Origin of the sequence: Antarctobacter jejuensis (assembly GCF_052266595.1) — a bacterium.
GTDB lineage: Bacteria > Pseudomonadota > Alphaproteobacteria > Rhodobacterales > Rhodobacteraceae > Antarctobacter > Antarctobacter jejuensis.
Genome location: NZ_JBQQXJ010000026.1, coordinates 1 through 22696, shown reverse-complemented (window position 1 = coordinate 22696; position 22696 = coordinate 1). Strand labels below are relative to the sequence as shown.

Here is a 22696-nt window from a genome sequence, read left to right as displayed (position 1 = left end):
GGGGCTTGCGAATATTCCGCGGCCCCCGGCGGGCCGCAGAGATTGCGGGAAACGGGTTTTGAAAGCAGCACATGGCTGATGAAACAGAAATGGCCAATGTTCGTATGCGCAGCACCGGTGCAACGACTTGGCGTGACAGGTTCCTGCAATACAAGTGGACCCTTCTGGCGATCTTGGTGTGCCAAATCGGCCAGGTAACGGCATCTCTGCTTTTGCCAAGTTTCAGCGCCGATATCATCGACCTCGGGATCGGAGGCGAAGACCCCTCGGCCATTCGATACTATGGCGGGCTCATGGGGATTGCCGCCGGGGTACAACTGGTGTTGAGCGCCACGGCGGTCTTTCTCGGGGCATCTGTTGCCTATCACATCGGACAAAGCCTTCGCGCCGATGTCTTCGCCAAGGTCCACAGCCTCGCCCTGTCGCAGGTACAGGGATTTACGGTCGGCTCGCTCATAACGCGCTGCACCAACGATGTCTTGCAGGTCCAGTCGATGCTGATCATGGCCCTCACGATGATCGTCGTCGCCCCCATCATGGGCGTTGGGAGTGCGATCATGGCGGTCCGTCAGGATGCGCAGCTTTCACTGCTCTTGGTGATTGCCGTCCCCGTTTTGGCGGTCTTCATCGGCTTTCTGACCTTCAAGGCCGTCCCGCTGTACCAGCGTATTCAGACGCAACTCGATCGTGTGAACAGCGTCCTGCGAGAACAGATCGAGGGCATTCGCGTCATTCGCGCCTTTCTGCAACAGACGCGCGAAGCCAGGCGGTTCGGAACGGCGAATGCTGACCTGACCGGGACAGCGATTCATGCTGGCCGGCTGATGGCAATGATCATGCCATCCCTGGTCGCCGTAATGCAGCTGACTTCTGTTTCTCTGATCTGGATCGGTGCCAACCGAGTCCGCAGTGGCGATCTGGAGATCGGCGCGCTCATCGCCTTTCTGTCCTATGTTGCGCTGATCCTCATCGCGGTGATGATGATGGGCCTGATGATCGTAATGCTCCCGCGCGCGCTCGTCAGTGCCCGGCGCATCACCTCTCTGCTGCAAAGCCCGGTCGAAGTCGGCCCGCCATCGCGGCCCAAACCCCTGCCGCCGCGCGGCTCCGGGTTGCACCTGCGGCTGGAGGACGTCGGATTTGGCTATCCCGGCGCAGAGGCGATGGTGCTTGAGAATATCACCTTCGACGTCGGTCCCGGCGAAACTCTCGGCATCATTGGCGCGACAGGATCGGGCAAATCCACCATTGTGAACCTGATCGCGCGTCTCAACGATCCGAGCACCGGGCGCGTTATGTTGGGCGATGTCGATCTGCGAGAGATCGCGCCCGAGGCGTTTTCCTCTCATATCGGCTACGTTCCGCAAAAAGCCTATCTTTTCTCTGGCACCATCGCGGACACCCTGCGGCTTGGAAACGCCGGGGCGGACGAGGCTACGCTGTGGCAAGCGCTGGAGATTGCCCAAGCCGCCGATTTCGTCCGGGCCATGCCCGAAGGGCTCATGTCACCCGTGGCTCAGGGCGGGGCGAACTTTTCTGGCGGTCAGCGCCAAAGACTCGCCATCGCCCGTGCGCTTGTTTGCGACGCCGATCTTTACCTCTTCGACGACAGTTTCTCTGCCCTGGATCAGGCAACGGATCGCAGGCTGCGCGCGGCGCTCAGAAAAGCCGTCAGCAACGCGGCCACGGTGATTGTCAGTCAGCGTGTGGCGTCGATCCGGGATGCCGACCGGATCCTCGTCATCGAGAAAGGCCGCATGGTCGGTCTTGGTCCGCACGATACCCTGATGCAGGCATGTCCGGTCTATGCGGAAACCGTCCACTCGCAGGCCCGGCCCGAGGAGGATGCAGCATGACCGGGGCGGAAGACGTGAAACTTGAAACCGTCTCACGAACGCAGAGCAGCACCCCCGGCCCCAGAACACCCGGCGGTTCGGTTGCAGGGGAGAAACCAAAGGCTGCCGGGGATGCCGCACGGCGGATCTGGACGGCCTTTGGCAGCAGCCGCAAGATCCTGATTGGTACGCTCTTGCTCAGCGTCGGCAGCGTCATCGGCAGTTCCATCGGTCCCTGGCAATTGGGCCTTGCGACCGACCTTCTGGTCAGCGACGGCTTTACGCTATCGGCCCTCGTTCGCCAGCTTCTGCTCGTGGCGGCGATCTATCTCGTCGCATCTGGTCTCAATTTCGCGCAGGCTTGGCTGATCAATGATCTGGTGCAGAACATGGGTCGTGATCTGCGCCAAGCAGCGCAGGCCAAGCTTGCCCGGGTCCCGCTCAAATGGTTCGATGCCCAACCTCGCGGAGAGGTTCTTTCGCGGTTCACCAACGATATCGACAACATGGTGCAGAACCTACAGCAGGTCGCCAGTCAGGCGATGTTGGCGATGATGACTATCGTCGGCGTGTTTGCGATGATGTTGCTACTCTCGGTCCCCCTCGCCGTTGCCGCAGTGGTGGCGATCGGGATTTCGGTTGGGGCGACGCGCCTTCTGAGCCGTGCCGCGCAGCCGAGATATGCGGAGCAATGGCGTGAAACCGGCCATCTGAACGCACTGGTGGAAGAGTCCGTCACCGGGCAGGCATTGATCCGGGTCTATGGTGCACGCGACCGCGTGGACCAGCGGTTTGCCGACAAGAACAACGCGCTGACCGCCGCCAGCATGCGCGCCCAAGTCTTTGCCAGCCTGATCCAGCCAGCGACGATGTTCGTCAACAACCTCGCCTATATCGCGGTGGTTGTTTTCGGCGCATTTCAAGTGCTGTCGGGCGCGCTCAGTCTTGGCGGGGTGCAGGCCTTCATCCAATACATCCGTCAGATCGGCCAGCCGATCTCGCAGCTTGGCAGCATGGCGGCGCAGGTGCAGTCCGCACTTGCGTCGGCGGAGCGGGTTTTCGAGTTGCTGGATGCGCCCGAAATGTCCCCCGACGCCGCGGTGGACGCAGAGCTGGAAACGCCGGTCGCAGGCCATGTCCGATTTGAGCATGTCGGGTTTCGTTACCGACCCGATCAGCCGCTGTTCGAAGATGTCAGTCTTGAGGCGGCGCCCGGTCAGATGCTGGCCATCGTCGGTCCAACCGGCGCGGGCAAGACCACATTGGTCAACCTGCTGATCCGCTTCTACGAGATTGACAGCGGGGTGATCTGGCTCGATGGCAAGGATATCGCCGCCATGCCGCGCAACGCGTTGCGGCGCGCCATGGCGATGGTGTTACAGGATGCGTGGCTCTTTACCGGGACGATCCATGACAACATCGCCTATGGTCGACCGGATGCGACGCGCGACGAGGTCATCGCCGCCGCAAAACGCTGCCACGTGGATGGTTTTGTCTGCACCCTTCCAGAGGGGTACGACACGGTTCTAAATAACGGCGGAGCGAGACTTTCCCAAGGACAGCGCCAGCTTATGACGATTGCGCGGGCCTTCCTGCTCGATGCCCCGATCCTCATCCTGGACGAAGCCACAAGTTCGGTCGACACCCGCACGGAAATGCAAATCCAGACTGCCATGGCCGATCTGCGCCAGGGCCGCACGAGTTTCGTCATCGCGCATCGCCTGTCGACGATCCGCGACGCGGACATGATCGTTTATATGGAGAACGGAAATGTGCGTGAAACCGGAACGCACGACCAACTCATGGCGCTGGAAGGGGGGTATTGGCAACTCCAGACCGGGGCGCAGGGCTGACCCTCCGAATTACAAATTGCGCCTGAACCCACATCAAGAAAGGACTGACCGATGAGAAATAACACTTCAGTTTACGCCGCCGCTCTTGCCGCCGCATTGGCCCTCGTAGTGCCTCAAACCTTGCTTGCCGAAGCGCCGACCATTCAGACCGTCGGGCCGGTAATCCACCTTGCCGACAACCTCGATGAAGAGGCCAAGCTCGGTTGGTGCATCGACACCGAAGGTCGGGGTTTGAGTGACCAACTGCACACGCATTCCTGCAAGCCAACCGGCGACGACGTGCTTTTTTCCTTTGAGCCCGACACCGGCATGATCAAGTCGGCGACCTATGCTGACAAGTGCATGGCCTACAACGCGCCCGACAATGCCGAGAACCCCTTTGGTCTGATCGCCTGCGACGCAGCGGATGAGGCTCAGCTGTTCACCTATGACGACACCTCCATGGAGATCCATCTGGCGTCTGACCCGGCGCAATGCGTGACCGTCGCGCCGACCATCGACGACGCCGGCCCCTTCCAGTCGCGCGATCTGATTGTCGCGGCTTGTGGCGACCTGGAGCCTGTCTTCAAGCAGTGGGTCATTCGCGACTAACCTGAACATGCGCGCTGCCGGGGTCAGCTTTCAGCCCCGGCAGCGTGATCCTGTGCCGCCCGCAGGGCCGGGCACTTCAGCGATCGGCTGGCCGCCAGACATGGAAGCACCGAACAAACTCACGCATCCTGCAATGAGAGAAATCCATGACGATCAGCAACAAGGCGCTTGTTGTCGCAGCCGCAGCCATTCTGGTTGCAGCGACGGCACCGCAAGCCAAGGCACATGACATCACCGACGCGTTCCTGACGGAGCGTTCCGCAAATTGCGCGGACTACGTTGACGAGCACACAGCCTCTGCCACGGACCTGTTCACCAAAACACGATATGACGCCGCAGTGACGATCACCGCGGACGGACAGACCTGTACGATTGCATCAAACGCCGTGCCCAACCACGACTTCAACACCGTCGAAGGATTCTTCAACGGATTTGCCGAGCAGGATCAGACATATACGATCACGGCGACGCCGACCGCGACTGAAACGCCAACACCGCTCACGCTGCGCATGGACAACGCGGTGTTCCTGAACGGTGTAAAGCTTGATCTGATCGCGGCCGGGTGCCACGGCATCGGGGACGGGTTGATCGGGTGCTTCGACATGACCACACCCTACCGCTTTGATCCGATGGGGGCCGCGAGCAACATGTTCGGCACCGACGCCCACAACGCGCACACCCAGAATGATGGGCTCTACCATTACCACGGCAACCCGATGGCACTGTTCGAGCAGGACAACCCGGGCGCGGCGTCACCGGTCATCGGTTTTGCAGCGGACGGCTTCCCGATCTTCGGCAGCTACATCGACGACAACGGCACGATCCGCGCGGCCACCACAAGCTATCGCTTGAAATCCGGCACACGCCCGGACGGCGACGATGGCCCCGGCGGCGCCTACGACGGCACCTTTGTCGACGATTGGGAATTCGTCGAAGGGCTGGGCGATCTCGACCAATGCAACGGCATGGTCCAGAACGGCGTCTACGGCTACGTCGTGACCGAGACCTATCCGCATGTCATGGGCTGCTTTACCGGAACCCCTGACCCATCGTTTGAGAAACCCCGCCCCTAGGGTCAGGACTCATAGCCAGTAGATGACGGTTGCCGCGAGTGCGATGGCAGAGAGCAAGACCTTGGGGGCTTCGGTCGTAGCGAGTTGCTACGCGTCTCCAATCCTTGAGCCTGCCGAACATGATCTCGCATCACTGCCCGGTAGTGCATTGCGGAGCAATGTCACGAGAGGGGCGGTTGCGGCGTTTGTAACGACGCTTGTCGTACTTCACCGGTTTCTTCCGCTGTTTCCGGCCAGGGATGCAGGCACGTATCCCTATGTCTTTCAACGCTTCTCTGAACCAGTCGGCGTCATATCCACGGTCCCCGAGCAGCCAATCGACATCTGGCAGGCTGCTGAGCAGTGCCCGCGCACCGATGTAATCGGTGACCTGACCAGCGGCCACGAACAGGTTCAAAGGGCAGCCTTTGCTGTCGCAGATGGCATGCAACTTGGTGTTCATGCCGCCTTTGGTCCGGCCAATCAGGCGTCCACGCCCCCCTTTTTGACGCCCATGCTGGTCGCTGTGCGGTGTGCCTTCAGATACGTTGCGTCGATCATCACGGTCTTTTTTTCGCCGTGCTCGGCTGCCAGACCCGCCATCGTCCGGGCGAAGATGCCCTTATCACTCCAACGCTTCCAACGGTTGTAAAGCGTCTTGTGCGGGCCATAGGCTGCGGGTGCGTCACGCCATCTTAAGTCATTGCTATTGATGAAGATAATGCCGCTCAACACACGCCGATCATCGACGCGTGGCTTGCCGCGGGACTTTGGGAAGTAGGGCTCAAGACGCGCCATTTGCGCGTCGTTCAACCAGAAGAGATCAGACATGTCACCGCTCGTTTTTCGAACGCTGAATCACGCCACAACACGGAAATCAATGGGTCCTGACCCTAGTCCTCCAGCCGGAAATATTAGCGCCTGTCCACGGCTTCATGGCCATTTTCGGCTGCAGTTCCGGGCTTCCAAGCCGAGTTGGACGTCCGGGTTTCGCGATACCCGAACAAGCATCGGTCTCAAAGCGAGGCAGCGGCGCGGCTGGCCTGGTCGTAATGGCCCGAAAGCGCCCGTAACATCCTCGCCACTTCGCGCAGCTCGCTGCCGCCCAAATCGGTCGAGGACAGCCCCTCCAGCAGGCACTGCCGCCGCACATCGCGATACGCCATGCAAAGCGCTACTCCCTCGGTGGATGTGCGGTAGAACACTTCCTTGCCGCGCTTTTCGGACACCAATAGCCCTGCACGCAGGAGTTTGCGCAGGGCGTAATTCACCGTGTGCGTGTCCTCAATATTGAGCAGGAAACAGATGTCGGACAGGCGTTTGTCGCGGGCGCGGTGATTGACGTTGTGCAGGATGAGGATCTCCAGCGGACTCAGATCTGGCTGACCGGCGGCTGCCATGCAGCGATTCATCCAGCGAGAGAACCCATTATAGACGACGATCAAGCCGAATTCCAACTCTGACAATTCCCAGCCGTCGCCTTCTGCAAGATGGCGGGACGAAACGATTCGGCGGTCGACCGGGGTTTGCTCTGACATCTGGCACTCTCCTCGGGCACATATCGCTGACGTTTTAAGCACATCATGTCACAATTATTCCATCGTTTCAACGAGCAACGCATCAATCTTCAGCAGACGCTGGCAAAACGTTGACAAATTATAAACGTAACGTCAGCCTCGGGACATCCAAAATCAGGGAGTGCAAAATGATCGCATCACGTATTCTGGGCGGTGCCGCCGCCGCCTTGGCCGGGCTGGCCATGACCGCCCATGCCGAAACCTGGGACATGCCGACGCCGTACCCGGACGCCACCTTCCACACCGTCAACATCTCCGAATTCGCAAGCGACGTGGCGGCCGCCACAGATGGCGCGCTTGAGATCAAGGTGCATTCGGCCGCCTCGCTCTTCAAGCATCCCGAGATCAGCAAGGCAGTGCGCAGCGGGCAGGTGCCGATCGGCGAGTTCTTCCTGTCGCTCCTGGCGAATGACAACCCGGCATTCGGGGCCGACTCGCTGCCCTTTCTCGCGACAAACTACGACGACGCCGAAAAGCTTTGGGCGGCACAGAAAAGCGTGATCGAAGGGCTGCTGGACGAACAGGGCATGATGGTGCTCTACGCCGTGCCGTGGCCGCCGCAGGGGCTCTACACCACCAAGGAAATCACCAGCGTCGCCGACCTGGCGGGCCTTAAGTTCCGCACCTACAACGCCACGCTCGAGCAATTCGCCAACCTCGCGGGCGCCGCGCCGACACAGGTGGAAGTGCCGGACATTCCGCAGGCGTTTTCCACCGGCCGGGTCGAGGCGATGATCACCTCGCCCTCGACCGGGGTGAATTCCAAGGCGTGGGATTTCCTGACCCATTACACCGACATTCAGGCCTGGATTCCCAAAAACATCGTGGTGGTGAACAAGCGTTCGTTCCGCCGTCTCGACGAAGCCACCCAGGCCGCCGTGCTCGAGGCCGCCGCCGCAGCCGAGGCACGCGGTTGGGAAATGAGCCGCTCCGAAACCGAGGCGCAGACGAAAGTGCTGGCCGAAAACGGCATCACGGTGGGGGAGCCATCGGAAGAGCTGATGACCGGCCTCCGTGAGATCGGCGCGCAGATGCTGGAGAACTGGAAAGCTGAGGCAGGCGAGGCCGGTGAGGCCCTGCTGTCCGCCTACCAGCAATAAGCCATTCGGCCGGGCGCCATGGAGCCCCCGGCCCCGCAGCGCCACGGGGGACAACATGCGGACGACACTGGATTTCATATACCGGGCCTCAGGCGGCCTCGCGGCCTTCTTCATCTTTGCCATCGTGGCGCTGGTCTTTGCCCAGGTCTGCCTCAACCTTGCCGACAAGATCGCCGCCGCCGTGACAGGCATCGGCATCGGGCTGACCATCCCGTCCTACGCGGATTTCACCGGCTTCTTCCTGGCTGCCTCCACCTTCCTCGCGCTGGCTTATACGCTGCGGGCGGGCGGGCATATCCGCGTCACGCTCCTTTTGGGCCGTCTGCCGAAGAGCGGGCAGCGGGTTTTCGAGATCTCTGTCGTCACCGTCGCGCTTGCGATGAGCGCCTTTGCGAGCTGGTACGTAATCCTGCTGGTCTACGAATCTTTCGAGTTTGGCGATCGGTCCTCCGGCATGGTCTCTGTCCCGCTCTGGTTGCCGCAATTGCCCGTGGCACTGGGCATCATCATCCTCACCATCGCCCTGGTCGACGAACTGATCAGCCTGCTGCGCGGGGCTCCGGCCTCGTGGGATGGCAAGGGCGAAAGCCTTTTGAGCGAATAGGAGCCTGACCGATGTCCGTTGCCGTTCTCTCCGTCATACTGCTTGTTCTGCTTTTTTCCTTTCTCGGCGCAGGCCTCTGGGTCGCCTTTTCGCTGCTGGGCGTTGGTATCGCCGCCATGGCGCTGTTTTCCAACGCGCCGCTGGGCCTTGTCATGGCCACAACCATGTGGGGGCATTCGAATTCCTGGGCGCTGGCCGCCCTGCCGCTGTTCATCTGGATGGGCGAGATCCTGTTCCGCTCGCGGCTGTCCGAGGATATGTTCACCGGGCTATCGCCGTGGATGAACCGGCTGCCGGGGCAATTGTTGCACGTCAATATCTTTGCCTGCGGGATCTTCGCCGCGGTATCCGGTTCGTCCGCCGCCACCGCCGCCACCATCGGCAAGCTGTCGATCCCCGAACTGTCGCGTCGGGGCTATCCAGAAAAGCTGGTGATCGGCACGCTGGCGGGGTCCGCCACGCTGGGCCTGTTGATCCCGCCGTCGATCATCCTGATCGTCTATGGCGTGGCGACCGAGCAATCCATCGCCCGGCTGTTCATTGCGGGCGTCCTTCCGGGTGTGCTTCTGGTGACACTTTTCGTCGGCTACGTGGTGATCTGGGCGCTTCTCAACCGCGACACCCTGCCGATGGAAGACATCTCGGCCAACTTCCGCGAGAAACTGCGCCGGTCGCGCCGTCTTCTGCCGGTGGTGCTGCTGATCGGCGGCGTCATAGGCTCGATCTACGCCGGGATCGCATCACCGACCGATGCCGCCGCCGTGGGCGTCGTGCTGGCGCTGATCCTTTCGTGGAGTTCCGGCACGCTGACGCGCGAGAGCTTCGTGAGCGGGCTGATGGGCGCCACCGTGACCTCCTGCATGATCGGCTTCATCCTCGCGGGCGCGTCGTTCCTGACCGTCGCCATGGGATTCACCGGCATCCCGCGCATCCTGGCCGAATGGATCGGCGGGCTGGGTCTGTCGACCTTCACGCTTTTGGCGGCGCTCACCGTGTTTTTCGTCATCTTGGGGTGTTTCCTCGACGGCATTTCAGTGGTGGTCCTGACGGCTTCGGTCATCATGCCGATGGTATTGCAAGCGGGGATTGACCCGCTGTGGTTCGGCATCTTCCTCGTCATCGTCGTGGAAATGAGCCAGATCACGCCGCCCGTGGGCTTCAACCTTTTCGTCCTGCAATCACTCACCGGGCGCGATATCCTGACGGTCGCCCGCGCCGCTTTGCCGTTCTTCTTCCTGATGGTCGTGGCGCTGGTGACTATTGTGATCTTCCCTTCCATCGTAACCTATCTTCCGGAGCAGATGTGACCGAGGTCCATGCCAATTTTCCCGTGATCCGCAGCGGCGGCGTCGACGGCATGCTGGTCAGCTTTGGCGACCGGCTGAGCGAGGCCGCCAATCGCGCAGCACTTGCCTTTCGAGCGGCGGTGGACTCCGCTGGCTGGGACGGGGTCGAAGAAACCTCATCGACGCTGGTTTCGACCTTCCTGCGCTTCGATCCGCTGGCCCTCCCGCATGAGCGCCTGCGCATGCAGGTTCAGGCCCTGCTGGAAAGCCAAGACTGGTATGCCGCCGCAATGCCCGGCGGCCGCCGCTTCTGGCGCATTCCCACCGTCTACGGCACTGATCTTGCGCCGCAACTTGCGCAGGCGGCGGAAGCCGCAGGGATGAGCGCGGCGGAGGCAGTCACATCGCTGTCCGAGGCCCGCGTCCGCGTGCAGACGCTGGGCTTTGCCCCGGGTCAGCCTTATCTCGGCGAACTGCCCGAAGCCTGGGACATTCCGCGCCAGAGCCAGTTGACCGAACGCGTTCCCGAAGGCGCGCTGGTGGTGGCGATCCGGCAATTCGTGCTCTTCGCGGTCTCGGCCCCCACCGGTTGGCAACATGTGGGCCAGACCGCGATCACGCTGTTCCAGCCCGAAGCGAAGGAGCCGATCCTGCTGCGCCCGGGTGACGAGGTGCAGTTCATCGCCACCGATCCCGAAAAGCTGGAAAACATGCGCCAAGATCCCAATGGTGGCGCAACCTATGAGGCCATCCGATGACGGCGCGCCTCGAAATTCTCCGCGCAGGTCCGGGCGTGACATTGCAAGACATGGGGCGCGCGGGCCATCTGGCGCTTGGCCTGTCACGCGGCGGGGCGGCGGACTGCTTGGCGCTGGCCGAGGGCGCGGCGCTGCTGGGCCAGGCTGCGGGCACACTCGCGTTGGAAATGGCTGCAATGGGCGGCGATTTCGAGGCCACCGAAGACATCCGTATCGCCCTGACCGGCGCGCCGATGCGCGCCACGATCGACGGCGAACCCGTGGCGTGGCACGCCTCGCATCTGCTGCCAGCCGGGGCGCGGCTTTCCATTGGGGCGGTGACGCGGGGCTGCTACGGCTATCTGCACGTCGGCGGCGGGTTCGTTGCAGAGACGTTTCTTGGCGCAGGCTCTGCCCACATCGCCACCGGGATCGGCAGGGTCATGCAGGACGGCGATACGCTCGAAATCGGCCCCGACAAGGGCGGCGCGACCGGACTGCTGCTGGAGCCAGAAGACCGCTTCAATGGCGGCTCCGTCCGTCTTACCGCAAGCTTCCAGACGCATCTCTTTGCCGAATCCGAACGCGAGCGCCTGCAATCCGAACCCCTGCGCCGCGCCGCCCGCGCCAACCGGATGGGCGTCGCCCTGAAACCGCAAAGCGGCGGGTATCACATTGAGGGCGGGCGCAACGTGGTCTCGGAGATCGTGTTGCCCGGCGACATCCAGATCACCGGCGACGGCACACCCTTCGTACTGATGTCGGAATGCCAGACCACCGGCGGCTATCCCCGGATCGGCACCGTGCTGCCCTGCGACCTGCCCCGCGTGGCGCAGGCCCCTGCGGGGGCGGAATTGCGATTCCGCTTCGTCGATCTCGACGAGGCTGTGGCGCTGGAACGCGCGGAAACCAAGTGGCGGGCGGAACTTGGCAAACACCGCCGCCCGTTGATCCGCGACCCGCGCCGGATGCGCGACCTGTTGTCCTACACGCTGATCAGCGGCGTCATTACCGGTTACGAGGAGGCCTGAGGAGGCAACATGGCAAAGACGGTCGATCTCAACGCCGACATGGGCGAAAGCTATGGGCCTTGGACAATGGGCGACGACGCGGCATTGCTCGACATCGTGACCTCGGCCAACGTCGCCTGCGGCTTTCACGCCGGCGATTGGGACGTGATGGCCGCGACGATGCAGGCGGCGGTGGCGAAAGGCGTGGGCATTGGCGCCCATCCCGGGTTCCCCGACTTGCACGGTTTCGGACGCCAGCGGATGAAGATTGCCCCGGCCTCGCTGCAAAACCTTGTCCGATACCAGGTGGGCGCCGCGCAGGCGATGGCAAGGGCCGCGGGCGGAGAGGTCCGCCATCTGAAATTGCATGGTGCACTGGCCAACATGGCGTCGGAAGATGAGACGATGGCGCGGGCCTGCTACGAGGCCGCCTTGTCGGTCGCGCCCGAGATCATCGTCATGGTGCTGGCCGGCACGGCGCAGCAACGTGCCGCCAGCGCGCTGGGGTGTAAGGTCGCCTGCGAGATTTTCGCCGACCGTGCCTACAACGACGATGCCACGCTGGTTGACCGAAGCCTGCCCGGCGCGGTGATCCATGACCCGGACGAGGCCGGAAGGCGCATGGCCGAGATGGTGCGCGAAGGTGCCATCCTGACGCAAAGCGGTAAGCGCATCGAAACCCGGATCGACACGATCTGCCTGCACAGCGACACGCCGACAGCGGTCAGGATCGCCGCCGAGGTCCGCCGCGCGCTGCAAGACAGCGGTGTCACCCTGGCGCAATTCAACGGCGCGCCGGTCTGACCACGGGGTCGGATGAGCGGCCTCAAGGCGCGTTCGCGCACGCTCCGGTGTCAAAGGACGCGGCGGTTTCGCGCAGGATGTCGATGAAGGCCTTGATCAAGCTCGAAACAGCCTGCAACTCTGGCTGAGCCACCACATAGGTATAGTCAAGCCGCGGCTCGAAGGGCCGCGTTATCACTCCGTTCCGGTGCCAGGGATGCGCGGCAAAGGGCTCGATCAAGCCAAGCGCCAGGTTCTGAGCGATGAGCGCATAGCCAGTGTGCGAGCTTTGGGTCGCGATATCGCTGCGGAACCGGACGCCAGCGTTTTCCAGAACCGCCATAGTGGCATCCCAATCCACCTCACCCTCGGGCAGAATGCGCAAGACATTCTCGCCAGCGAGGTCCTTCGGCACGATCACATCCTTGCCCGAAAGCGGATGCGATCTGTGCATCGCGCAGACATGAGACGCCCGCAGGAAGGTCTCTTGCGTCAGTCCCGGAAGGTCGGGAAAGGCATGAGTGATTCCCAAGCTGGCCTGATGTGTCTGCAACCTTAGGGCGATTTGCGTATATGGTGCAGATTCAAGCTGGAATGCCACATTTGCGTGCAGTTTGCGAAAGCGCGAAATCGCCCTCGGAACAATACTTGTCGACAGCGCGGGCGTCGCAAAGACCGTTAGCGAAGTTGGTGACCGGTCGCGAAGTTGCTGGGCGGAATGCTCCAGTTCCTCGATTCCGATAAAGAACCGCTCGACCGCCGAATAGAATTGCGTCGCCTCGGGCGTCGGAAGTAATCGCCCCTTGCTTCGCTCGAACAGATTGAATTTCAAGTGATATTCCAGATCCGCGATGAGCCGGCTGACTGCAGGCTGGGTCACGGACATCAGCTTTGCAGCCTGCGCCGTCGTGCCGGTCTGCATCACGTATCGAAAGGCCTCGACCTGCCGGTGCTTCATGTTTCGCTCTGTCAGCTATAATATTTACGCATACATCCATGCAGCAAAATGACTTGATCGCAACAAGTCGGTGACCAAGAAACGTGCCCAACATGACGTCAAGGAAGGACGCAGGGTGCATCAACCAAGGATACTTCTCGCCGGTTACGGCGCATGGGCGAAGGCGGAAAACAACCCTGCGGCACAAGTTGTGGGCGAGCTCGGAAAACGCAGCTGGACCGGCTGCGAGGTGATCGGCCATGTGATGCCGGTCAACTCTGACGATCTTCCGTCGAGCATCGACGCGCTGCTGGACGCGTACCGCCCGGATGCCTGGGTTGGCATGGGCGTGTCGGAAGCGGCGATCATCCAGACCGAGATGGTCGGCATCAACTGGCGCCATTTCGACGTGCCTGACAGCTCCGGTGCACAGATCGACCTGTCGCCGATCGTGCCCGGCGGGCCGGTGGCCTATAACGCAACTCTGCCGCATGCCGAGATGGTGGCCGCCGTGCACGCCGCGGGCATTCCGGCGGCGCTGTCCTTTCACGCCGGAACGCATCTGTGCAACCAGATGCTCTACACCACAGCACATGCGATCCAGAAGCGCGGCCTGCCGACGCTCACCGGTTTCATCCATGTCCCGCAGACCCCCGAGAATGTCGCCGTGATGGAGCGCCGCACACGGCAGACGGCCTCCATGAGCCTTGCCATGACAACCGACGCCATCGCGATCTGCATCGACACGCTCGCGACCGTATTGACAGCCCGACAAACCGAGACCGTTTGAGCAGGAGACCGACATGCCCGAGACCACCCCACCGAAAACGCCCCTGCTGTCCGTCCGCGACCTGAGTGTCGAGTTTGGGGACCCGTCTTCCGCCGCCCGCGTCGTCGACGGCGTGTCCTTCGATCTGGATCATAACCGCACGCTTGCCATCGTTGGCGAGTCCGGGTCCGGCAAGTCGATCACGTCGCTGGCGATCCTCGGATTGCTGAAGCACCTGGGTGGCCGCGTTGCCGGGGGCGAGTTGCTGTTTCAAAGCGACGTTCTCGGGCGACCCGTCAATCTTGGCAATCTGTCCGAGCGCGAGTTGCGCAAAATTCGCGGCAACGAGATCGCGATGATCTTCCAGGAGCCGATGACATCGCTAAACCCGGTCTACACCATCGGGTCGCAGATGGGCGAAACGCTGGCCTTGCACCAGAACCTGTTGCGCGGTGCTGCGCGGCGCAAGGCGCAGGAGTTCCTCGATCTGGTCCGGCTCCCCAATGCCAAGCGGCTGCTCGACAACTATCCGCACCAGCTTTCGGGTGGTATGCGACAGCGGGTGATGATCGCCATGGCGCTTTGCTGCCAGCCCAAGATCCTGATCGCGGATGAGCCGACCACGGCGCTCGACGTCACCATCCAGGCGCAAATCCTGCACATCATCCGTGACCTGCAGGCCGAGATGCAGACCTCGGTGATCTTCATCAGCCATGACATGGGTGTCGTGTCGGAAATGGCCGATGACGTGCTGGTGATGAAGGCGAGCAAGCCCATTGAGGCCGGGGCGGTGAAGGAGGTGCTGGGACATCCCAAGGCGCCTTATACGCAGGCGCTTCTGGCGGCGGTGCCGCGCATCGGATCGATGACCGGCACCACGATGCCGAAACTCTTCGATATTCCGGGGCAGGAGATCGCGCCCGAGGACGTCCCTGCCAAACCGGTGGATCGCAGCAAACCGGTTCTGGAAATCGAGGACCTGACGGTGCGCTTCGACATCCGGGGCGGGCTGTTGAGCCGCGTCACCCACCGCGTCCACGCCGCTGAGAAGGTGTCGTTCAACATCTATCCGGGCGAGACACTGGCGCTTGTGGGTGAATCCGGCAGCGGCAAGTCGACCGTCGGCAAGACCATTCAGCAATTGCAGGATCCGGTCTCCGGCGCGATGCGTTTTCACGGGCAGGATATCTTTTCGCTCCCCCCCGAGGACCGCAAGGCGTTCCGCAAGCAGACGCAATATGTCTTTCAGGACCCCTACGGCTCGCTTAACCCGCGCAAGCCGGTGGGCGAAAGCCTGATCGAACCGGCCTGGGTGCATGGTCTGGTCACGTCGCGGGCCGAGGCCAAAGAGAAGGTCGCAGACCTCTTGGTCAAGGTCGGCCTGCCGGCGGAACATGCAGGGCGCTATCCGCACCAGTTCTCGGGCGGCCAGCGCCAGCGCCTGTGCATCGCCCGCGCGCTGGCCTGTGATCCGAGCCTGATCATCGCGGATGAAGCCGTTTCAGCCCTAGACGTCAGTGTTCAGGCTCAGGTGGTCAACCTCCTGATGAAGCTGCAAGCCGAGCAGGGTCTGTCCTATCTCTTCATCACCCATGACATGGCGGTTGTTGAGCGTATCAGCCACCGGGTTGCCGTGATGTACCTGGGCCAGATTGTCGAGATCGGCACCCGCCAGCAGATCTTCGAGAACCCGCAGCACCCCTATACCAAACGGCTTCTGTCCGCCGTGCCGGTGCTCGATCCCGGCGTGCGCCCGACGCGGGCACCGCTCGAAGGCGAAATCCCCAACGCCATGCGAGCCGTCGGTAACGAACCCGCGCCGATTGAATTCGTCGCGGTAAGTGACGGGCACTTCGTCGCCGCACAGGCATGACCCCCCATCCATTCGCCCTTTCACAATCCCAACAGGAGACTTGATAGATGACCATCCGCCAAACCTTCTCGGCCAAGACCGCCCTGCGGTCCGCGCTGCTGGTGTCCTGCCTCGCGCTGGCCGCGCCGGCCTTTGCCCAGGACACCACCCTGAACGTTGCGCAGCAGCAGGACCCGCAGAACCTCGACCCGATCGACACGTTCCGCCTTTCCTGGGGCTCGATTGGCAGCAATATCTTCGAAGCGCTCGTGTTTCGCGGCGAAAACCTCGAACTTCAGCCCGGGCTGGCCACCGGCTGGGAATTTCTCGACGATGAGACCCGCATCCGCTTTACCCTGCGCGAGGGCGTGGAATTCCACAACGGCGAGCCGTTCAATGCCGAGGCCGTCAAATACACCTTCGACCGCCTTCTGGGTGACGAAGGTGCGAAAGGACCGCAGCGCAGCAACTACACCTCGATCCGCGAGGTTGTCGTTGTGGATGCCTACACCGTCGATTTCATGATGGAGCGCCCCGACCCGGTGCTGATCACCAAGCTGGCCGGCTATGGTTCGATGATCGTGCCGCCGAAATACGTCGAAGAAGTCGGCGAAGAAGCCTTCGACATGAAGCCCGTCGGCACCGGCCCCTTCCAGGTGGTTGAGTACACGCCCACCGTCGGCGTGAAGCTGGCGAAGTTCGACAACTACTGGAACGGTGAAGCCAAGGTCGATGCGGTCAACATCCGCTTCATCCCCGAAGACGCGACCCGCATTGCCGAGCTTCTGTCGGGCGGCGTCGATATCTCGATGAATATCCCGACCCCTTCGGTGGAGACTGTCAAACAGAACGCAAATGTCGATCTGGTGGCCGTGGATGGCCCGACCGTTGTTCTGACCCGGTTCAATACCGCAAGCGGCATCACCGCCGATCCGCGCGTGCGCAAGGCCATCACCATGGCGGTTGACCGCAAAACCATCGTCGAGGCGCTGCTGGGCGGTCTGGCCAGCCCGATCTCCAGCGCGCAGGGTGCCAAATCCTTTGGCAACGATCCCGCGCTCGAAGCCTACGCTTACGATCCCGAGGCCGCCAAGGCACTTCTGGCGGAGGCCGGGGTCGCACCGGGTACCGAAATCACGCTCGACATGCCCAACAACGACGAAACCTTCCGTGAAGTCGCCCAGGTGATTGCCGCCTTCCTCGGTCAGGTCGGTCTGAACGTGAACATCCGCACCCACGAACGCGGTGTCTACTTCAACGACATCATCGAGAACGGCAAAACCGGCGAGATGTATTATTACGGCTGGGGTGGCTGGACGTTCGATTTCGACAACACCGCCTACATCCTCTACCACACCGGTGAGCGCTTCAATCCTTACGTGTCGGATCCGAAGCTCGACGAGTTGCTCGACGCGCAACGCCAGACCTATGACCGCGACGTGCGCGAAGCCGCGCTGCAGGAAGTGGCACGCTACGCCCATGAACAGGCGCTCGATCTGCCGCTCTACAACACGTCGACGATCTATGGCGTAAGCACCCGCGTCGAGGGTTTCGATCCGGCGCCGGATGACCGCGCCCGCTACATGAACGTCACCCTGAAATAAGCCCGGTCCCGGCCTCCCGCTGCGCGCGGGGGGCCGGGCAACGCCACTGCGCTGGCCGTAGAAGAGGACCCCAATGCCCGTATTCCGTTTCATCCTGCAACGCGTCTTTCAGGCCGTCCTCGTGACCCTGGCGGTGACGCTGTTCGTGGCCTTCGCCGTGCGCCTGACCGGTGACCCGGCGGTGATGCTGACCGCCGAGTCGAGCAGCGTGACCGAGGACGACCTTGTGCGCATCCGCGAGGCGCTGGGCCTGAACCAGCCATTCTACGCCCAGTATTTCGACTTCATCAAAAGCCTGGTGACCTTCGATCTGGGCAATTCCTTCTTTCGCGGGTCGATCCGCGACCTGATTGCCATTGCGCTTCCCTCGACCCTGCTTCTGGCAGTGGCCTCGATGGGCATCTCGATCCTGATTTCGATCCCGTTGGGCGTTCACGCCGCGCTCCACAAGGGCGGCATTTCCGACCAGATCATCCGGGTGCTCTCGCTCGTCGGGCTGTCTTTTCCGAATTTCTGGCTCGGCATCATGTTTGTGCTGCTGCTCTCGATCACCTTCCCGATCCTGCCCGCTTCGGGCTTTGAGACATGGTCGGCGCTGATCCTGCCGGCTTTGACCATCGGCATTATCCTGACCGCGACCAATGTGCGCCTTGTGCGGACCCAGATGCTCGAAACGCTCTCGCAGCAATATGTGATGGTCGCCCGCGCCAAGGGCCTGAACGAACGCTCGGTGATCTACAAGCATGCGCTGCGCAACGCGGCCATCGCCATCGTCACCTTCCTAGGGCTGCAATTCGGCAACCTGATCGGCGGTCTGGTGGTGGTCGAGCTGGTCTTCAACTGGCCTGGCATGGGCACCTTGTCCATCGACGCCATCGCACAGCGCGATTACCCACTTTTGCAGGCGACCGTTTCTATTCTGGCGATCATGATCGTCGCCGTGAACCTTGCCGTGGACCTTGTCTATGGCCTGATCGATCCTCGCATCCGGGTGGCCTGACATGTCCGATACAACACAAACTCCCCGCATGTCCGCCTTCCGCCGCTTCAAGCGAAGCCCCTTCGCCAAGTTCGAATTCGTGGCCGGTGCAACGCTGACTGCGGTTCTGACCCTGCTGGTGCTGTTCTCGGGCCTCCTTTTTCCCGGCGGAGGCACCGAGGTGAACCTGCTGGCCCGGCTGTCCGAGCCATTCCAAAGCTGGGCGCATCCGCTGGGCACAGATCCGCTGGGCCGCGATATCCTGGCCCGGATCATCCACGGCGGGCGCATCTCGCTGACAGTCGGTCTGCTGTCGGCCCTTGGCTCGGTGGTCCTCGGCACGGTGATCGGGCTCTATGCGGGCTACTATCGCGGCTTCCTCGACAGCTTCGTGATGCGTTTTGCCGATGTGCAGCTTGCCTTGCCGTTCATCCTGCTCGCGATCACGGTCATCGCCATCGTGGGTCCTGGCATCGACCGGATCATCATCCTGATGATCGTGTCGCAATGGGTGCAATATGCGCGCCTCGTTCGCGGTTCGGTCCTGAACCTGCGCCAGCGCGAATTCGTTCAGGCGGCGGTCAGCTACGGCCTGCCGAACTGGAAGATCATCTTCAGCCACATCCTGCCGAACGCGATGGGGCCGCTGATCATCCTGCTAACCCTGAACGTGGCCAACAACATCCTGCTGGAAAGCAGCCTGACCTTCCTCGGCCTCGGCGCCGACCCTCAAACGCCCAGCTGGGGCGGCATGCTGTCCGAAGGCCGGAGCTACATCCAGACGGCATGGTGGATCACAGTCTTCCCGGGCATTGCCATCATGCTGACGGTGCTGGGGCTAAACCTGCTCGGAGACTGGCTGCGCGACGAGCTTGACCCGTTGGGCAAGACCCGCTGACGCCGTCCCGCTGATGTAAAACCGATTCTGTGCCGCCATTCAGTGGCGCAGAATCCCACTACAGATCCGTATCAACGGGACAGAGCCCTATGTGCTGATTGGCTTGTGCGAACATGATCGAAGCGACCGGGCGTCAGAGCAATCGTGCGAAACCAGTTCGCGAGCTTTCCTTGCCGCTGCTGCTGCCGTCATTGTTATGCCTGTTTGCCTTTCGAGGCGCGCCATTCGAAGAACTCCGCCGCGGAATAGCGGGGAAAACGAGTGACCGCTTGCCCGCACTGCAGACCTCAAGCTGGAATCGATGCTGCGCCGTGCTGCCAAGGTCCGGTTACGGGAAGCCGCGACGCAACGATCCATCATGCCGGAGGTCCGGTTTGGGCCGTCAGTAACCACCTTTTACCCAAGCAGCGCAACGGCATCCACTTGGGATCTGCGTCACTGCTCATGCTTCCCCGACACGCGACCAGAACCCTGATTTCCGGTGGTGCGCCTGTTTGACCTCGGCAAGATATGTAGCGTGGTCGGCCATTTCACCGGGGCGGGTGGCATCGGCATTTTCCGCCAACAGGGCCAGTTTCCCGAGGTATGTCGCGCCATGCCCATAGGCCTTGGACCGCGCGCGGGTCAGGATGTCGTCCAGAAGGGCTCGGTAGAGGATTGTCGCCGCCAGCGGATGATCATGCTCAAGAACCGACGCGACCTTGGGCAGGATGTGCCAGTCGCCGCCGTCCCAGTGCTCCGGGTGCATCATGATCAGCTTGGCCGCCAGATCCGTCCGAGGCCAGTCCAGAAAGAACTGCAGGGCCGCCTCGGGCGCGGCCATTTCCAGGGCATAGGCAAGGGCCCGGTCTTCGGCCTCGATATCCTCGAAATCCGGCAATTGACCAAGGTAGTCCCGCAGGACCTCAGCCGACAGGGTGGCCTCGAAACACCGCCAGCGCAGGGCCTGCGCGGAAGAGGCGTCACCCAGAGCAATCAGGATACGCGCCTCCAGGCTGACCCGTGCCGGGGACAGGGCGCTGCCTGTCTCGCCGTTCGCGTGCCGCCCCGGTTTGCGCACCCAGTCGAGCGCCTCGGCGCTTCGCCCGGCCTCCAGAAGCTGTGCCGCGATGCCCAGCGTGTCCTGCATGTGCCGGCGCTTTTCTGCCTCCAAGGCAATGACCTGATCAAGATCCCCACGCGCGGCGGCGATGGTCTGGCGTATCTCGGCCCATTGCGAGGTCATGGAATAAAACCAACCATCGTGCGGGCGCACCGCCTCCTCGGCCTGCCGCTCGGCGATGGCTTCTTTCAGATCGGCATCCCAGCGCGCCAGGCCGTCGTGCGGCAGATGCGGCGCCACGGCAGCAGTGACATCGACCAGGTAACCGTGCGTGCTTTCGCCGAGGGCGGTCATGATCTTCTCGGGCAGCTGATCCTTCTCCGCGGTCGTCAGTCGCGGCGCCAAGTCGCTGGTCGCGGCGATTGCTTGGTAATAGACGTCCTGAACACGGCCCGAGGAATCATCGACCCGTTCGAACACCTGTTCATGCGTTGCGATGAAGCGCAGCAGCCGATCCACCGCCAGCCCCGGCGCGGCGACGCCCAGCTGAGAGGTCAGGGTATCGGTCAGGCTGCGCAGATCCTCCGCAAAGGCGCGTGCCTTGTCCCATTCGATAAAACTCCTGGCCCGCGCCAGCCCCGAGAGCCGCCGGTCGACCAGCTTGGCAATGGCCTGAGGCCCGGACCTGCCGGCCAGCGCCGCCTTGACCTGCCGCCGAAACCCGGCGTTGCGCTCCGCTTCGTCCAGCACCAGCTGTGCAAGCTTCTCGACACCGAGATCTTTCAATTGGTCGGTGGAAAGGGCGGGTTTGCGGGCCATGCGTGAGTCTCAGATTTGAATTCTCCGCAATCCTTCCTGCCTCGGCCAGATCGTTGAGGCAAGTCTTCCCCCCCTGACGAGATGCTGCGGGAAGATCCGAGGATTGCAATGGGGCGCTTGCGAGGCCGTATAGGACTATCGAGGGCCGAGCGTGATCAAGCCACGATCGAAACGCCTACCTGGCACAAACACCTCTAATGGGAGATGGACAGCCGCGCCGCACTCTGTCGGAACCGATTTGCCCACGCCTGCTCCAGTCGCAGGACATGTCGCAACGCGTCGCTTCCAAGCGCAAATGGGACGGCGGGCGGATTGGCGGGTGCCGCCCCGGGTGGCCAAAGTTTTCATTGAATATCAATGATGTATGGCGGAGGGCGCGGGTCTGGAATCGAACCTTCTCCGCGTCATATACAATTGATATCAAACTGTTTTCCGTTCGCGCCCCATTTGATCAGGTTTTTTTCAAGACGACGTCGCTCGTCGTCAATCCTATCACCCCAGCCACACGAATTGCGGCGTCAACCGTCCCGTCGTCATCGACATCCAGTTGAACGTTTGTCGATCCCGAAGGTGTTTCGAACAGCCGCATTTCGGCATTCCCCGAGGGTGCGAAGGCGTTGGTGTCACGGAACTCGAATGCACCCGGCACCATCACCGAGACATTGACCTGCCCCCCGCTGGTCCCTCAGTCATAACGAGAGTCTGCAGTTGGTTTGCTCACTCCTTTGGCGCCTTGCGCAGACCCAATCTGACAACCTCTTCACGCTCGTCGTCTAGTGACGGACAAGCATCAAAAATAAGGTCTTCATCCTCTGGAGATCGTGAAAAAACCTCAGACGCAACCACTTCGGTTGCATCGCGCAGCACGGACTGTGTCTTTGTCAATTGGTTCTTCTCAGCGTAATCGACCAAGTCTCCCAACACACCAACCACCCATGAATGCGACTTCATTTTCTTCCCCCACAATCAAATTGAACTGAAAGAGAAAGTAGCGAAGCGCCATTGTTCAACAAAGGGGAACTGTTTTTTCTTGGCGTCACCCCCCTTGGCAGCCGCGCTTGGGCGTGACTGATCTCGAGAAACGGCGATCACCATTGCAATAGCTAGAAAGATTATAGCCAAAAGTATAAGCGAAATATCCCAATGGATAATCGGCTTAATTATACGCCATCTCAGATTGATTTTAAGTGAATCTATTCAATCCTGGGCTGCGCCTCAATACAGTCGAGCGTCCCTTTGCGGTTGTTTCTTTCTGTCAGGCTTGCAAATATGTTAACCTTTGGGAAAGCAAACTTGGAACGTCGATGCGCCTTGACCAACTGGACCGCATGACCGAGTTTGCGGTCGAAACTCTGTCAAGTGGCGATC

The 22696-nt window shown here is 61.7% G+C and carries 20 protein-coding genes and 1 pseudogene; 16 read left to right on the top strand and 5 right to left on the bottom strand.

What is annotated here, in order from left to right; translation table 11 throughout:
* The first annotated feature begins 71 nt into the window (after positions 1-71).
* The 4 genes from ACTXGA_RS23020 to ACTXGA_RS23005 all read left to right on the top strand — a co-directional run bounded on the left by ACTXGA_RS23020 (position 72) and on the right by ACTXGA_RS23005 (position 5352).
* Positions 72-1856 carry an ABC transporter ATP-binding protein gene (locus ACTXGA_RS23020; protein WP_443397064.1) on the top strand — a complete coding sequence of 595 codons (1785 nt, stop codon included), beginning with the start codon at positions 72-74 and terminating at the stop codon, positions 1854-1856.
* Positions 1853-3688, top strand: coding sequence for an ABC transporter ATP-binding protein (locus ACTXGA_RS23015; RefSeq protein ID WP_443397063.1), 1836 nt, complete (start codon positions 1853-1855; stop codon positions 3686-3688). Before ACTXGA_RS23020 ends, ACTXGA_RS23015 begins: the two co-directional genes overlap by 4 nt.
* A 51-nt stretch (positions 3689-3739) precedes the next feature.
* On the top strand, positions 3740-4279 hold the full coding sequence (locus ACTXGA_RS23010; RefSeq protein WP_443397062.1) for a ricin-type beta-trefoil lectin domain protein: 540 nt from the start codon (positions 3740-3742) through the stop codon (positions 4277-4279).
* Positions 4280-4425: 146 nt separating this feature from the next.
* Positions 4426-5352 (top strand): YHYH protein, encoded by a 927-nt coding sequence (locus ACTXGA_RS23005; RefSeq protein ID WP_443397061.1) that lies wholly within the window; start codon positions 4426-4428, stop codon positions 5350-5352.
* A 9-nt stretch (positions 5353-5361) separates the two neighbouring features.
* Here ACTXGA_RS23005 and ACTXGA_RS23000 read toward each other — a convergent pair.
* Both ACTXGA_RS23000 and ACTXGA_RS22995 read right to left on the bottom strand, forming a co-directional pair.
* Positions 5362-6162 (bottom strand): annotated as a pseudogene (locus tag ACTXGA_RS23000) (IS5 family transposase).
* A gap of 185 nt (positions 6163-6347) precedes the next feature.
* On the bottom strand, positions 6348-6869 hold the full coding sequence (locus tag ACTXGA_RS22995) for a winged helix DNA-binding protein (protein ID WP_443397060.1): 522 nt from the start codon (positions 6867-6869) through the stop codon (positions 6348-6350).
* Positions 6870-7036: 167 nt separating this feature from the next.
* On the opposite strand from ACTXGA_RS22995, the gene ACTXGA_RS22990 reads away from it, so the two are divergent.
* From ACTXGA_RS22990 to ACTXGA_RS22965, 6 genes are read left to right on the top strand one after another with little or no spacing between them, the layout of a single operon-like run.
* Positions 7037-8008 carry a TRAP transporter substrate-binding protein gene (locus ACTXGA_RS22990; protein WP_443397059.1) on the top strand — a complete coding sequence of 324 codons (972 nt, stop codon included), beginning with the start codon at positions 7037-7039 and terminating at the stop codon, positions 8006-8008.
* 55 nt (positions 8009-8063) lie between these two features.
* On the top strand, positions 8064-8612 hold the full coding sequence (locus ACTXGA_RS22985; RefSeq protein WP_443397058.1) for a TRAP transporter small permease: 549 nt from the start codon (positions 8064-8066) through the stop codon (positions 8610-8612).
* An 11-nt stretch (positions 8613-8623) separates the two neighbouring features.
* Complete coding sequence (locus ACTXGA_RS22980; protein ID WP_443397057.1) at positions 8624-9919, top strand: TRAP transporter large permease; 1296 nt, start codon at positions 8624-8626, stop codon at positions 9917-9919.
* Positions 9916-10656: a 5-oxoprolinase subunit B family protein gene (locus ACTXGA_RS22975; protein WP_443397056.1), complete on the top strand. Its 741-nt coding sequence runs from the start codon at positions 9916-9918 to the stop codon at positions 10654-10656. Before ACTXGA_RS22980 ends, ACTXGA_RS22975 begins: the two co-directional genes overlap by 4 nt.
* Positions 10653-11666: a 5-oxoprolinase subunit C family protein gene (locus ACTXGA_RS22970; protein WP_443397055.1), complete on the top strand. Its 1014-nt coding sequence runs from the start codon at positions 10653-10655 to the stop codon at positions 11664-11666. Before ACTXGA_RS22975 ends, ACTXGA_RS22970 begins: the two co-directional genes overlap by 4 nt.
* Before the next feature lie 9 nt (positions 11667-11675).
* Complete coding sequence (locus tag ACTXGA_RS22965) at positions 11676-12449, top strand: LamB/YcsF family protein (protein ID WP_443397054.1); 774 nt, start codon at positions 11676-11678, stop codon at positions 12447-12449.
* A gap of 22 nt (positions 12450-12471) precedes the next feature.
* On the opposite strand, the gene ACTXGA_RS22960 is transcribed toward ACTXGA_RS22965, so the two are convergent.
* Positions 12472-13386, bottom strand: a complete 915-nt coding sequence (locus ACTXGA_RS22960; protein WP_443397053.1) for a LysR family transcriptional regulator — start codon at positions 13384-13386, stop codon at positions 12472-12474.
* Between the two features lie 70 nt (positions 13387-13456).
* On the opposite strand from ACTXGA_RS22960, the gene ACTXGA_RS22955 reads away from it, so the two are divergent.
* The 5 genes from ACTXGA_RS22955 to ACTXGA_RS22935 all read left to right on the top strand — a co-directional run bounded on the left by ACTXGA_RS22955 (position 13457) and on the right by ACTXGA_RS22935 (position 19467).
* Positions 13457-14155: a pyroglutamyl-peptidase I gene (locus tag ACTXGA_RS22955; protein ID WP_443397052.1), complete on the top strand. Its 699-nt coding sequence runs from the start codon at positions 13457-13459 to the stop codon at positions 14153-14155.
* Positions 14156-14168: 13 nt separating this feature from the next.
* Positions 14169-16007, top strand: coding sequence for an ABC transporter ATP-binding protein (locus ACTXGA_RS22950; protein WP_443397051.1), 1839 nt, complete (start codon positions 14169-14171; stop codon positions 16005-16007).
* A gap of 47 nt (positions 16008-16054) precedes the next feature.
* Positions 16055-17590 (top strand): ABC transporter substrate-binding protein, encoded by a 1536-nt coding sequence (locus ACTXGA_RS22945; protein WP_443397050.1) that lies wholly within the window; start codon positions 16055-16057, stop codon positions 17588-17590.
* Positions 17591-17663: 73 nt separating this feature from the next.
* Complete coding sequence (locus ACTXGA_RS22940) at positions 17664-18590, top strand: ABC transporter permease (RefSeq protein ID WP_443397049.1); 927 nt, start codon at positions 17664-17666, stop codon at positions 18588-18590.
* Between the two features lies 1 nt (position 18591).
* Complete coding sequence (locus ACTXGA_RS22935) at positions 18592-19467, top strand: ABC transporter permease (RefSeq protein ID WP_443397048.1); 876 nt, start codon at positions 18592-18594, stop codon at positions 19465-19467.
* A gap of 442 nt (positions 19468-19909) precedes the next feature.
* On the opposite strand, the gene ACTXGA_RS22930 is transcribed toward ACTXGA_RS22935, so the two are convergent.
* Together ACTXGA_RS22930 and ACTXGA_RS22925 are read right to left on the bottom strand one after the other, a co-directional pair.
* Positions 19910-21328, bottom strand: coding sequence for a DUF6880 family protein (locus tag ACTXGA_RS22930; protein WP_443397047.1), 1419 nt, complete (start codon positions 21326-21328; stop codon positions 19910-19912).
* A gap of 717 nt (positions 21329-22045) precedes the next feature.
* The gene (locus ACTXGA_RS22925; RefSeq protein ID WP_443397046.1) at positions 22046-22279 is read right to left on the bottom strand and encodes a hypothetical protein; all 234 of its coding nucleotides are present in this window, start codon (positions 22277-22279) and stop codon (positions 22046-22048) included.
* A gap of 236 nt (positions 22280-22515) precedes the next feature.
* Here ACTXGA_RS22925 and ACTXGA_RS22920 point away from each other — a divergent pair.
* Positions 22516-22696 (top strand): hypothetical protein (locus ACTXGA_RS22920; RefSeq protein WP_443397045.1); only part of this gene is annotated, 181 nt, incomplete at its 3' end.

What these genes read in the sequence shown, in the direction of transcription:
- ACTXGA_RS23005 (WP_443397061.1), top strand. Translation starts at nt 4,426, where the DNA reads ATGACGATCAGCAACAAGGCGCTTGTTGTCGCAGCCGCAGCCATTCTG.
- ACTXGA_RS22970 (WP_443397055.1), top strand. Translation starts at nt 10,653, where the DNA reads ATGACGGCGCGCCTCGAAATTCTCCGCGCAGGTCCGGGCGTGACATTG.
- ACTXGA_RS22935 (WP_443397048.1), top strand. Translation starts at nt 18,592, where the DNA reads ATGTCCGATACAACACAAACTCCCCGCATGTCCGCCTTCCGCCGCTTC.
- ACTXGA_RS22925 (WP_443397046.1), bottom strand. Translation starts at nt 22,279, where the DNA reads ATGAAGTCGCATTCATGGGTGGTTGGTGTGTTGGGAGACTTGGTCGAT.
- ACTXGA_RS22965 (WP_443397054.1), top strand. Translation starts at nt 11,676, where the DNA reads ATGGCAAAGACGGTCGATCTCAACGCCGACATGGGCGAAAGCTATGGG.
- ACTXGA_RS22995 (WP_443397060.1), bottom strand. Translation starts at nt 6,869, where the DNA reads ATGTCAGAGCAAACCCCGGTCGACCGCCGAATCGTTTCGTCCCGCCAT.
- ACTXGA_RS22985 (WP_443397058.1), top strand. Translation starts at nt 8,064, where the DNA reads ATGCGGACGACACTGGATTTCATATACCGGGCCTCAGGCGGCCTCGCG.
- ACTXGA_RS22960 (WP_443397053.1), bottom strand. Translation starts at nt 13,386, where the DNA reads ATGAAGCACCGGCAGGTCGAGGCCTTTCGATACGTGATGCAGACCGGC.
- ACTXGA_RS22940 (WP_443397049.1), top strand. Translation starts at nt 17,664, where the DNA reads ATGCCCGTATTCCGTTTCATCCTGCAACGCGTCTTTCAGGCCGTCCTC.
- ACTXGA_RS22945 (WP_443397050.1), top strand. Translation starts at nt 16,055, where the DNA reads ATGACCATCCGCCAAACCTTCTCGGCCAAGACCGCCCTGCGGTCCGCG.
- ACTXGA_RS22930 (WP_443397047.1), bottom strand. Translation starts at nt 21,328, where the DNA reads ATGGCCCGCAAACCCGCCCTTTCCACCGACCAATTGAAAGATCTCGGT.
- ACTXGA_RS23010 (WP_443397062.1), top strand. Translation starts at nt 3,740, where the DNA reads ATGAGAAATAACACTTCAGTTTACGCCGCCGCTCTTGCCGCCGCATTG.
- ACTXGA_RS22990 (WP_443397059.1), top strand. Translation starts at nt 7,037, where the DNA reads ATGATCGCATCACGTATTCTGGGCGGTGCCGCCGCCGCCTTGGCCGGG.
- ACTXGA_RS22980 (WP_443397057.1), top strand. Translation starts at nt 8,624, where the DNA reads ATGTCCGTTGCCGTTCTCTCCGTCATACTGCTTGTTCTGCTTTTTTCC.
- ACTXGA_RS23020 (WP_443397064.1), top strand. Translation starts at nt 72, where the DNA reads ATGGCTGATGAAACAGAAATGGCCAATGTTCGTATGCGCAGCACCGGT.
- ACTXGA_RS23015 (WP_443397063.1), top strand. Translation starts at nt 1,853, where the DNA reads ATGACCGGGGCGGAAGACGTGAAACTTGAAACCGTCTCACGAACGCAG.
- ACTXGA_RS22950 (WP_443397051.1), top strand. Translation starts at nt 14,169, where the DNA reads ATGCCCGAGACCACCCCACCGAAAACGCCCCTGCTGTCCGTCCGCGAC.